This window comes from Bacteroides sp. HPS0048 (genome assembly GCF_964240755.1).
Taxonomy (GTDB): domain Bacteria; phylum Bacteroidota; class Bacteroidia; order Bacteroidales; family Bacteroidaceae; genus Bacteroides; species Bacteroides nordii.
Genome location: NZ_CAXSVC010000041.1, coordinates 1 through 13,568, shown reverse-complemented (window position 1 = coordinate 13,568; position 13,568 = coordinate 1). Strand labels below are relative to the sequence as shown.

The 13,568-nt window shown below is 38.7% G+C and carries 7 protein-coding genes; all 7 read left to right on the top strand.

The annotated features are described in order from the left end of the window. The gene (gene yidC, locus ACESQI_RS21415; RefSeq protein WP_002562603.1) at nt 1-1,851 is read left to right on the top strand and encodes a membrane protein insertase YidC; all 1,851 of its coding nucleotides are present in this window, start codon (nt 1-3) and stop codon (nt 1,849-1,851) included. A gap of 123 nt (nt 1,852-1,974) precedes the next feature. Continuing rightward, nucleotides 1,975-3,306 carry an MATE family efflux transporter gene (locus tag ACESQI_RS21410; protein WP_195449858.1) on the top strand — a complete coding sequence of 444 codons (1,332 nt, stop codon included), beginning with the start codon at nt 1,975-1,977 and terminating at the stop codon, nt 3,304-3,306. Nucleotides 3,307-3,383: 77 nt separating this feature from the next. Further along, nucleotides 3,384-5,471 carry a prolyl oligopeptidase family serine peptidase gene (locus ACESQI_RS21405; protein ID WP_373127077.1) on the top strand — a complete coding sequence of 696 codons (2,088 nt, stop codon included), beginning with the start codon at nt 3,384-3,386 and terminating at the stop codon, nt 5,469-5,471. Nucleotides 5,472-5,807: 336 nt separating this feature from the next. Beyond that, a complete protein-coding gene (locus tag ACESQI_RS21400) occupies nt 5,808-6,956 on the top strand; it encodes a T9SS type A sorting domain-containing protein (RefSeq protein ID WP_234130103.1) in 1,149 nt (382 codons plus the stop codon). A 98-nt stretch (nt 6,957-7,054) separates the two neighbouring features. Continuing rightward, nucleotides 7,055-8,302: a hypothetical protein gene (locus ACESQI_RS21395; RefSeq protein ID WP_002562608.1), complete on the top strand. Its 1,248-nt coding sequence runs from the start codon at nt 7,055-7,057 to the stop codon at nt 8,300-8,302. A gap of 56 nt (nt 8,303-8,358) precedes the next feature. Continuing rightward, nucleotides 8,359-11,748, top strand: coding sequence for an RHS repeat domain-containing protein (locus tag ACESQI_RS21390; RefSeq protein WP_370827591.1), 3,390 nt, complete (start codon nt 8,359-8,361; stop codon nt 11,746-11,748). Next, nucleotides 11,732-13,568 (top strand): DUF6443 domain-containing protein (locus ACESQI_RS21385; RefSeq protein WP_373127075.1); only part of this gene is annotated, 1,837 nt, incomplete at its 3' end. The genes ACESQI_RS21390 and ACESQI_RS21385, both read left to right, overlap by 17 nt.

The window sequence follows — 13,568 nt, the reverse complement described above, 5'->3', positions numbered from 1 at the left end:
ATGGATAAGAACACCATTACGGGTCTCGTTTTAATAGCGCTATTATTAGTAGGTTTCAGTTTCTTCAGTCGTCCGAGTGAAGAACAACTTGCTGCACAAAAGAGATACTACGACTCCATTGCAGTGGTGCAAAAACAGGAGGAAGCTCTAAAAGCTAAAACTGCCGCTGCATTGGCTAATGAAAAAGAAGAAACAACAAGCGTAGATTCTACCTCACTCTTTTTTGATGCCATGGAGGGTAAAGAATCCTTCACCACCATTCAGAATAATCTGGTAGAAATTACATTTGTCAATAAAGGAGGCCGTGTGTACTCTGCCATGCTGAAAGATTACAACGGACAAGATGGCAAACCAATCGTATTGTTCAATGGTAGTGATGCTGAGATGAACTTTAATTTCTACAATAAGAAAGAGACAGTACAAACCAGGGATTACTATTTTGAAGTAGTTAATAAGACCGACAGTAGTATTACGATGCGTCTGGCTGCTGATAAAGACAGTTATATTGATTTTGCTTACACCCTGAAGCCAGACAGTTATTTACTTGGATTTACTATCCAGGCAACGGGCATGGCTGGCAAACTTGCTTCAACAGACTATGTAGATATCTCATGGTCACAACGCGCTCGTCAGCTTGAAAAAGGATACACTTACGAAAACCGTCTGGCTGAATTGATGTATAAGGTAGTAAATGATGGAACCGACAACCTCTCAGCTGCCAAGGACGATGAAAAGCAGATCGAAGGTCGCGTAGACTGGGTTGCCTTCAAAAATCAATTCTTCTCTTCCGTATTTATTGCTAATCAGGACTTCGACAAAGTAGCAGTAAAATCAAAGATGGAGAAACAAGGAACCGGTTATATCAAAGACTATTCTGCTGAAATGAATACTTTCTTTGATCCGACAGGTAAACAGGCTACCGATATGTACTTCTACTTCGGACCGAACCATTACAAAACACTTAAAGCCCTTGATAAGGGACGTGATGACAAATGGGAACTCGACAATCTGGTTTATTTAGGATGGCCTCTGATTCGCTGGATCAATAAGTATATTACAATCAACGTGTTCGACTGGCTTTCGGGCTGGGGACTGAGCATGGGTCTTGTGCTATTGCTATTGACCATCATGGTGAAAATTGCAGTATATCCGGCAACCTGGAAAACGTATATGTCATCTGCCAAGATGCGTGTATTGAAACCGAAGATTGATGAAATCAATAAGAAGTATCCAAAACAGGAAGATGCAATGAAGAAGCAGCAGGAAGTAATGAGCCTGTATAGCCAGTATGGCGTCAGCCCAATGGGAGGATGTCTGCCGATGTTATTACAGTTCCCTATTCTTATGGCATTGTTCATGTTTGTGCCAAGTGCTATCGAACTTCGTCAGCAGAGCTTTTTGTGGGCACCGGACCTCTCCACGTATGATGCTTTCATTACATTCCCGTTCCATATTCCGTTCTTAGGCAATCACCTCAGTTTGTTCTGTTTGCTGATGACAGTAACCAACATTCTGAACACTAAGTTTACCATGCAACAGCAGGATACCGGTGCACAGCCTCAGATGGCAGCAATGAAATGGATGATGTATCTGATGCCGATAATGTTCCTTTTCGTATTGAATGACTATCCTTCGGGATTGAACTATTACTATTTCATTTCAACATTGATTAGTGTGGGTACAATGATCGTATTACGCAAAACAACGGATGAAGACAAATTGCTGGCTATCCTTGAAGCAAAGAAAAAAGACCCGAAACAAATGAAAAAGACCGGTTTTGCCGCTCGCCTGGAAGCTATGCAAAAGCAACAGGAACAAATGGCAAAAACAAGACAGCAACAGAAGAAATAATAAAAATAAACTCTGTATGATGTAAAAAGCCGGGCAAATCCAAAAAGGTATTTGTCCGGCTTTGTGCTTATGTTTCCCACACGGGGAAGTACACCGGGCGATGAAACGACTATAAACAAAGAGATGAAAACTAAATATACTTATAAGGAGATATGGATTATCTCCTACCCTATCCTCATCAGCCTCATCATGGAGCAGATGATAGGAATGACGGACACAGCCTTTTTAGGACGTGTCGGAGAGATTGAATTGGGTGCATCTGCCATTGCCGGAATCTATTACCTGGCTATTTTTATGATGGCATTCGGTTTCAGTATCGGAGCACAAATCATGATTGCCCGCCGCAACGGAGAACAACGGTACAACGAAATAGGTCCTATCTTCTATCAGGGAATCTATTTTCTATTAGCATTAGCCGCCGTCATGTTTACCTTATCGATATGCTTCTCACCGCATATACTGAAGAACATTATCTCTTCACCAAACATCTATGAAGCCGCCGTCAGTTACATCAACTGGCGTGTATTCGGTTTCTTTTTCTCGTTTATAATGGTGATGTTCCGCGCTTATTTTGTAGGTACTACGCAGACAAAAACCCTAACTCTGAACTCCATTGTAATGGTACTGTCAAACGTTGTATTCAACTATATCCTGATCTTTGGTAAATTCGGTTTTCCGAAATTAGGTATTGCCGGAGCCGCCATTGGCTCATCACTGGCAGAATTGGTATCGGTATTGTTCTTCGTCATCTACACCTGGAAACGGATTGATTGCCGGAAGTATGCACTACACAAACTCCCGGCCTTTCAATCTAAAACACTGAAAGCTATATTAGGAGTGTCTTTCTGGACTATGATACAAAACCTGCTGTCCATGTCTACCTGGTTTATGTTCTTCCTCTTTGTAGAACATCTGGGCGAACGGGCACTGGCCATTACCAATATCATCCGCAATGTCTCAGGCATACCATTTATGATGACAATGGCATTTGCTTCTACCTGTGGTTCATTAGTCAGCAACCTGATCGGAGCCGGAGAAATACAATGTGTACAAGGCACCATTCGTCAGCATATCCGCATCGCATATGCTTTTGTATTACCACTGTTGATATTCTTTGCTCTGTTCCCCAACCTTGTACTGAGTATTTACACAGATATTCCGGAACTGCGGGAAGCCTCCATACCATCATTGTGGGTACTATGCACGGGTTATCTGATAATGATTCCGTGTAATGTATATTTCCAGTCCGTATCCGGAACCGGTAATACACGAACTGCATTAGTCATGGAAATGTGTGTATTAGCTATTTATATTGCATATATCACATACATCATCCTGTATCTGCGAGTAGACGTAGCTATCTGTTGGACCACAGAACATCTGTATGCCACTCTCACGTTAATACTATGCTGGTGGTATATAAAGAAAGGAAACTGGCAGAAAAAGAAAATATAATTCAATTTATCTGTCACCCAATCCATGAATAAAATTTAATCGTTATCTTCGCACATCTTAATTTAACTGAAAAAAATATGAGACAAGCCAAACTGTTAGTTATGTCAACAACAATGATGTTAGCAGCCTGCGGTGGAACAAAAGATGCAGGACAGAGCGCAGAAGCACTCATCGGCAAATCGGATATCAAGATTGAAGGAATGCGTATGACACCCGAAGCACTATGGGCCATGGGACGCATCGGTGAAGTATCCGTATCACCCGACAATCAGAAAATTGTGTATAGTGTAGCTTACTACAGTGTACCAGAAAACAAAAATAACCGCGAACTTTTCACCATGAAAGCGGACGGAAGTGACAACAAACAGATCACTCATACCCCCTATCAGGAGAATGGAGCCATCTGGATTAAGGATGGAACTAAAATAGCTTTTCTAAGCAATGATAACGGAAGCAGCCAGATTTATGAGATGAATCCGGACGGTAGCGGACGTAAACAACTTACCAATTATGACGGGGATATTGAAGGCTTCTCTATTTCACCGGACGGAAAAAAGATTCTTTTTGTCTCACAAGTGAAAACAGTAAAAAGCACAGCTGATAAATATCCGGATCTGCCCAAAGCATCGGGTATCATCGTTACCGACCTGATGTATAAGCATTGGGATGAATGGGTAACAACTGCCCCACATCCGTTTGTAGCCGATTTTGACGGAAACTCAATCTCCAATATCGTTGATATCCTGGAGGACGAACCTTATGAAAGTCCGATGAAACCCTGGGGTGGTATGGAGCAACTGGCATGGAATCCTACTTCAGATAAGATAGCTTATACCTGCCGTAAAAAGACAGGATTAGAATACGCTGTTTCTACCAATTCGGATATTTATGTGTATGACCTGAAAACAAAGCAAACGACTAATATTACCGAAGAGAACAAAGGATATGATACCAATCCGCAGTATTCTCCGGATGGTAAATACATTGCCTGGCAGAGTATGGAACGCGACGGTTATGAAGCAGATCAGAACCGCCTTTTCGTAATGAACCTCGAAACAGGTGAAAAACGGTTTGTCAGTAAAACATTTGAATCAAACGTAGATGCTTTCATCTGGAGTGCAGATGCACAAACGATCTATTTCACCGGTGTATGGCATGGAGAAGTACAGATATATGCCCTCAACCTTGCTGATGATTCTATCAAACCGATCACCGAAGGAATGTATGACTATGATGCTCCTGCCCTTTTCGGAGATAAGCTAATTGCCAAACGTCATTCAATGAGTATGGGCGACGAAATTTATGCCATCTCTCTGGACGGAAAAACCACTCAACTGACACAGGAGAACCAACAGATCTACGACCAGCTTGAAATGGGTAAAGTAGAAGAACGTTGGATGAAGACTACAGACGGAAAACAGATGCTGACTTGGGTAATTTATCCCCCTAAGTTTGATCCGAACAAAAAATATCCAACCTTACTCTTCTGTGAAGGTGGGCCACAAAGCCCCGTTAGTCAGTTCTGGAGTTATCGCTGGAACTTCCAGATTATGGCAGCTAATGACTATATCATCGTTGCCCCGAATCGTCGCGGACTTCCCGGCTTTGGTAATGAATGGAACGAAGCTATCAGCGGCGATTATGGCGGCCAATGCATGAAAGATTATTTCACAGCAATCGATGAAATGACAAAAGAGCCGTTTGTTGATAAAGACCGTTTGGGCTGCGTAGGTGCCAGCTTCGGCGGCTTCTCTGTGTACTGGCTTGCCGGACGTCATGATAAACGTTTTAAAGCATTTATTGCACACGACGGTATCTTCAACATGGAAATGCAGTATCTGGAAACAGAAGAAAAATGGTTTGCCAACTGGGATATGGGTGGCGCCTACTGGGAGAAACAGAATGCAACAGCGCAACGTACCTTTGCCAACTCTCCACATCTGTTCGTAGACAAATGGGATACCCCTATCCTTTGCATCCATGGAGAGAAAGACTACCGTATCCTCGCCAATCAGGCAATGGCTGCATTCGATGCTGCGGTAATGCGAGGTGTTCCTGCAGAATTACTGATCTATCCGGATGAAAACCATTGGGTACTCAAGCCACAGAATGGTATCTTGTGGCAACGTACATTCTTTGAATGGCTGGATAAATGGTTGAAATAAAGAACTAATCCATTTTATTAATTAAGGCTCCTTTGAGAAATCAAAGGGGCTTTTTTTATACTAAGTAGTACTTCTAATCTAATTCATACTATGCCTGCGTTTTATTAAAGCGCAAATGATCGCAGATTAAATGGTTTGCTACATTTGAGGTACGATATTCTCTGCGTGAATTTGTGATAATCTGCGTTTCAATGATACGATCATTTAATTAGAATACAATACTTATACGAAAAAACTGCAATATTAGTTTAGTATCAACTCCATGTCAAATGTTTTATATAATAAGTACTCTTATTTGAAATAACAGTGAGACAAACAACCTTAAACAATACTATTATGAATATCACAATCAGAAATATACTATTATTCTTATTTCTCTGGGGGTGTAGGCTAATGGTGCAAGGACAAACCGTCCTACTCCAAAACACTCATTTACCTCGGGAGGGAGACGTTATCCTGAAACAAGAGCTACAATACAAATCTCCCGGGCGCAGCGGAAGCAATGTGATCTGGGACTTTAGTGAACTATCTGTTTTAGATACAGGCTATCGGGAATATTTTACAGGTTCTCCAGATTCTATCCTTATGAAGGTTTCTCCCCGTTCAAGATCAGAATATAAAATGACAGAAGATTCGTTATTTTGCATTGGCTATCAAACTTCCACCCTCCAAATCAAACACCTATTGCCAGAGCTTTATCGGCATTATCCAATGTTTTATGGAGATTCAATCTCATCTTTATATTATGGAGAAGGCAAATACAGTCACACACTCAATATGGCAGTGTACGGTATTTCCACACAGCAAGCCGATGCATACGGCACTATTCTATTACCAGACGGAGATACATTAACCCATGTGTTGCGTATTCGTGAATCAACCCATGCAAGTCAACGTCTATCTTCCTATTCTGATATTCTAAGCTGTGGCAATGATAGCCATTACTCTACTGACTCGCTCCATTATCGATTATCTCATGATAGTATTACATGGCAAACAGACACCTATCGTTGGTATGCTTCAGGATATCGCTATCCGGTATTTGAAACTGTTCAAACTTCCATCATAACCTCAGCCACTCCTACTCGTCACTTCTACCGTTCCTATTATTACCCCTTAAAAGAACAAATATATCTTCCAAAAGATAGAGTTAATATGAATATACGTGAAAGGATGGCTATGAAAAAAAATTCCATAGTATCACCGTCACCAGATTCTTTTATAAAGCAAGATTATACTTATAATTATTTCATCGATGAAAATGGCAATACTTTACAAATAGAGTTATTATCCGGAGGCGGCTCAGATGTTGAACTGGCACTTTGTTCTTTGGCAGGATATTGCATAGAGAAAAAACAATATGTTTCAATACCCTCCGGTCTTCACAAAGCGTCTTTTAATATTTCGTCTCTGTCTTCAGGCAACTATCTCCTATCTGTCATTGTGGATGGTAACATCCATAGTGAGAAAATTTTCAAAAAGTGAGACATTTAATAAAATCAATGTTTTTTAAAATAGAAAACAACAAAATATTCCGATACAGGTAAAGCATAAAACATTATTATATATAAACAAATATCGTTATGAAAACAATTTTATTAAAAATATTTTTAACCAGCACCTTTTCTTTCCTGATTATTACAGCCTATGCACAAAGCAATTACCGTCCCGGATTTGTTATTTCTCTCCAAAATGACACCATCTATGGACAAATAGATTTCCGAACGGATAAAATGAATGCCAAACGTTGTGTATTCAAGCCAGAAGGGAATTCGGGTATTGTGACATATTATCCATATGACATCCAAGGATACAGATTTACGGACGACGGCAAATATTATATTTCACACACCATAGAGCTAAAGCACGATGAAGTACCTCAGCCTGTTTTTCTTGAATACCTTCTTCAAGGTATAAAAAGTCTGTATTATTATGAAACAGAGAACTATGAGTCTATCTACTTTGTAGGGAGTGGTGATAAATTGATAAAAGTAGATGCACCCAAGATTATTACTAAAAGAGAAGATGGCAGCCAATATACTGGTAATGTAAAACGCTATATTCCAATATTACAATATGCCTTTGGAGACTGCCCAGCTTTGGAACATAAAATCAAAAGAGCATCATTTACTCATAAAGGCCTGATTGATATTGCAAAAGATTATCATTATGTAATGTGTACCAGCAATGAAGATTGCATTGAATTTGAGACTAAAGAAGACAAACACTCCCTAAGACTGTATGTGACTCCTTATGCCGGAATACAACAATACAGTTTCCCTTCAAGAGGCCCTTGGCATAATTTTAGTAAACCAGATTTATCCTATCTGTTTGGTGTAAACCTGGCATTGAACAGCCGACGTTGGATGAGTTCTTTAAGCGCATCTATGGATATTTCCATTTCTCATTTCAACAGTGTAGAACAAAGATCTTATCAGACCTATAAGATGGTAGATGGTAGTATTTCTGAAACTTATCTTCATCATTATACCAGAAGTAGCTCACTAACATCACTCTCTGCAAAATTAGGTATCCGCTATACATATCCAAAAGGAAGAATACGTCCTTTTATAGAAGCCGGTGGAGCATTTGCAGGTATGATTGGCAGAAAGTTCGGTCCGGAACAGGAAGGAGATTATAGCTCTATAGCAGAAAACGTTGCAGAAGATACAGCTCTGGGATATTATGTCAATACAGGCCTGCAAATTAAACCGGTAAAACGCAGAGATCAGTATATTGTATTACGGGCTCAGTTTGAAGTAGCCCACCATGCAGGTCTTGGCCTTCCACTCTACAATGCATGGTCAGGGGCTATAGGATATACTTTTTAGTAAATATAAAAGCTGACACTGAAATAAGTACAAAATAACCAAAACTGCTTTTATTTATGAAAGTCATAAAATACAATTTATTCATAACACTTTTTTTATTCATTTGTATCCATGTTTGTGCACAAGTAGAACAAAATCCTCTATACTTAAAGAATTATGCACCTTCACCCGAAGCATATTCCATGATGCAATATGAAGAAATTCCGGTAAGCTTGTACACTGGAATTCCCGATATAAGTGTTCCTCTATATAACATAAGGTCCAACGACTGGACCCTACCAATAGCCTTGAGTTATCATGCTTCCGGAATAAAAATAAGTCAGGAAGCCAGTTGGGTTGGTCTGGGTTGGAATCTTCAAGCAGGAGGCATGATCTCAAGATCTATTCGCGGGAAAGACGACCTCAATCAATTCTTAACTGATACAAATCCCGTACCAGATGCAGACAACATTCCTAACAATTTTTTATCATTTCATGCAATAAATGGAAACATCCTTATACCGGAAATGAACAAAGATGTTGAGCCAGATGTCTTTTTCTATAATTTTGCCGGTTACAGTGGAAAGTTTTATTCTAAAAAAGGTGCAAATATTAAAGGGCATGGGGAAAATTTATTTGAGCTTTCGGATCCGGAAGCTCACTTACTTATCAGATTAAAAAACTCAAAGAATAATCCTATTTTTGAAATAATAGCTCCCGGAAATATAAAATATACATTTAAGGCCATTGAAATAACTAAAAGACATGCATTGGGATTTTTTGACAGATCAGTTGATCTTGAATGCCCCCATTTCACTTCACAACACTATATACCGGACACATTTGATTTCAATCCGGAATATACCATTACATCCTGGTATCTGACCCACATACAATATCCAACAGGAGATGAAATATTTTTCGACTATCACAGGGCACTAAATACTTATCTTAGCCCTATGCACAGATCGGATGTGACAAATCATGTTGTAGATGTAAAAGATTTAAAGAATCCATATTATCCTATTGAAGACATCAATCATTTCACTATTGAGAATGAACCCAAGAAGCAGTCTACAATCAGTTTTGAATATATTTATGAACAACCTCGGCTCACTGGTATCCGGTGGACAGAAGGAGAACTGGAATTTGTTCCCGCCGAAAAAAACAGAGAAGATATACGTACCCTGCCGCATGCAGAAACGGAAGGTGCAAAAATGTTAGGTCAGATCAATTTATATACCAAAGACAGAAAAAAGAAATTAAAATCTTTCCTGTTTCATTATTCCTATTTTCTGAGTATGGATGACAACGGTAATCTTCAAAAAATACCGAATTATAATACCTCACGACTAAAGTTAGATTCCATCTCAATCAAAGGAACCGACAGTAATAAGACGCAAAAATATAAAATGGGATATAACGATTCGGAACCATTGCCAATAAAGAACTGCTATGCCTACGATTATTGGGGCTACTATAATGAAAGTAACATGACTATTCCCTTTGTCCCTTATGTTTCCTCCAGTGATTATCGAAGTATGTCGTTATCAATAGACGAAAGTACTAAAAAATACACCCTTGCCCGAGATGGAAAAATCGTTATGGAAAAAGGAAAGAAAATAAATGGCTATGGTGAAGATAAAGAGCCTTCTTCTAAAGCACTGATTGGTACACTGACAAGCCTGACCACCCCTTTGGAAGGAAAAACGGAGTTTAAGTATGAAGGAAACCGGGTTATTGACAGCACACAGATTGAATGGAAAATTCAGGATAGTTTATCTATTGATATATATGCATTGAAAGAATATGATAACACTTCTTTAACAACAACATTTTCAATGCCATATGATGGGTGTATTGATATTAATTGGGTTTATGACGGCAATATAGATTGTATAGAAAAAGAAAAGAATACAACCTTAATTAATATCCCCGGAATAACCTCCATTGTAGGAATACCTCAAGATACCTATAATTCGGGAAGTCCAATTCATGGGCAATATCATTTAAAACAACGAACAGCCTGTCCGAAAGGTACACATACTATTACTTTAAAAACTTCTGACCGGGCCAAGCTTTCAGTCATTATAAAAAGATACAAAGCCAAGTTAGGATATTATGAACCATTAGTCGGAGGAATAAGAATCGCAGAAATCAAATCTCCACTCACCACCCGAAAATATTACTATACAAATGACAAAGGAGAGTGTTCGGGAAGATTAAATCGAAAACCAGTTTTTAACCGAATGGTAAATAGAAACTATTTTGCCACTTATTCCAATGGAATACCAATAGCCAATATTTTATATATCGAATTCAATTCGGCAGCCATACAGCCTTTGGAGAATCCTTATAACAGCTATTTTATGGGATATGAGCAAGTGAATATCATTCAACAGACAAAGGATGACAAAACCATTATTGAAAAAAATTACTTCCACAATGAAAAAGAAGATCACAATGAATTCTATATCGATTATCCCGGAAGAAATATGCCTCTTAACGGAAAATTGATAAAACGCCGGATTTATTCGGGAGACAATCTTTTATCTCAGAACATCAAAAAATATAAAGCAATTAAAGTTAGTGACATTAAGGGTCTCAAATATTATCCGAATGATTTATCTCATAATTATCATATTGAAAATTACTGTACCCAACTTATTGAAGAAACAGATACCATTTATACAAAGCTAAGCAATACGTTTGTCGTACATCCGGTAAAAAAGACATATGCCTACAATTCCAATTACTTGCTCAGCAGGATGATTATCAGAGAAAACGACTGTATAAAATCGCACTTCATCAGATATGCAACAGATTTCATCAACCCTTATCTTGATGGGTATTTCGAAAAATACAACCTGATAACAACTCCGATAGAGGAAGATTTTTTCACCAATGGGATATTAAGCAAAAAATTATGGCACATTCACTATAAAGATTCATTAGTAAAACCATGGAAAGAATATATATTTTATAATCGTCCGGGAGTCATAATACCTTCGTTTAATGGAAATACTTCCATATATACAGGTAAGCCGGATATTACTTACAACTCCTACAACAAACGTGGTCTAAATACTTCCCTGCACACCCGTATGGGGCAATCGGTAGTGTTAGTATGGGGATACAAACATCAGCATATTATTGCCCAGATAAGTAATGCCACAATTGCGGAAGTAGAAAATAAAGGTATAGACATAGAAGCATTAGCCGACAAAGAGGAACCGACAGAAACGGACTGGGATTTACTACACTCCTTAAGAGAAGCATTACCGCAGGGCAGAATCATTATTACCCGTTATGAACCATTAATCGGAATAATATCCCAGACCGGTCCTACCGGTGTAACAGTTCGATATACTTATGATGAATTCGGTCGCTTATCCGAAACTATCGAAACAGGAAAAAGAGAAAATGTTATACAAAAAAACGAATATAAATATGCTACCGAGAAATAATCTACATAAATACAGCATTTTTCTGTTATTCTCTGTTTTATTCTGTTTTCCGGCATTTGCACAGAAAAATTACATCCGTGTCTATGTTCCCCAGGCTGAAATTCCCCCTGGAACTGTATTGAATAGTAAAAACTCATTAATCAGTACTTCTTATTATGATAGTGCCGGACGTCTGATACAAACCGTTCAGCAAGGTATTACTCCATTGGGCAAAGACATAGCAAACCATATCATTTATGATAGTCAAAATCGTAAAGAATGCGAATGGCAAGCTCTTCCTTTTTCCACATCAGATGGTTTATACAAGCCCTTATCCACTTTCGAATCATCTGATTATAAGGACTATTACCATGTAGAATATGAGTATGAGCCCTCTGTCTTGAACCGTATTACGGCAGAAGTCGGACGAAACTCAAAAGGCAAATCTATCCGTATGGAATATCTGATGAATACACCTGCTATTTCCGAACTGTCAGTATATCATTATACACGTAATTCAGACACTTCCATAAAAAATGAAGGAGTATATCCTGCCGGTTTTCTTAATTGTATAAAACAAACCGATGAAGATGGAAACATTCTCTACACATTCACCAATCCTGAAAAGAAAGTTATTCTGGAACGTCATACTCATATTTCTTATTCAGAAAATTCCGACACATATTATATTTATGATAATTTAGACGAATTATTTTGTGTCCTTCCTCCGGCTGCATCTGATATTCTGCAAAGTACTTCTGATATTTATACTCTTTCAGACAATGATATACTCGATCGGTATGCCTACTTCTATCATTATGACGGACTCAACAACTGCGTTGCTACAAAACTTCCAGGTTCCGGATGGTACTATACAGTCTATGACGGTGATTGTCGTCCGGTATTAAAACAATCTCCTAACCAGCGTTCACGCAACGAGTGGACTTTTATAAAATACGACGGACTCAATCGGATAATTCAGGAAGGAACAGTGATAAATACACAATCTCATACAAGTCTGATTAAGAACTTCAGCACCATACTTGTTAAAGAGACTTTTCATACAAATATGCCTTATGGATATACCGAAAACATCAATATGGGTAATTCTGTCCATATTAATAAAGCTTTTTATTATGACTATTATGATTTTATAAGCCTCCCCCTATTTTCAAACCTCATGACTTCCCGTCCCACCGAAAGTCATGCCGCCAATTCTTTACAAACAGGAAGTTATATCACTACTCTGGATACAAAATGTGATTATGAAGTATCGGTTAACTACTATGACCAGCGCGGACGCTCCATTCAAACAGATACCTATAACAGTATCAGTAACACTAATACCCAAAACACGTCCAACTACAACTTCGTAAACAATCCGATTAACCAGCATACAACGTATATCACCTCCATGGAGGTTTGCACGGAAGAACTCAGCTTCGAATATGACCATGCCGGACGTGAGGTATCTTCTTCTTTGGAATTATTTCTTGCTTCCGGTAAACTGGGGATCAACAAATCATATTCTTTGCAAAACCGGAATTATGATGAATTCGGACGTATTTCTCATCAAGACCTATTTAATAATAAAGACCAGATTGTAACGACTTACCGTATCGACGGAAAATTAAACAGTACTTCCGGAAATATATTTTCGCAAGTATTCTATTACGACGAAGCTAAGCCCACTCCCTATGGAGATCAGTACTTCAACGGGCGTATTTCATCCATCTCCACCCGTCAGTGTGACAACAGTTATCGCATCTATCACCAATATGATTATGCAGGTAGGCTTTCAAGTGCCATGATGTACAACTATGAAGGAAACAAATATCTCC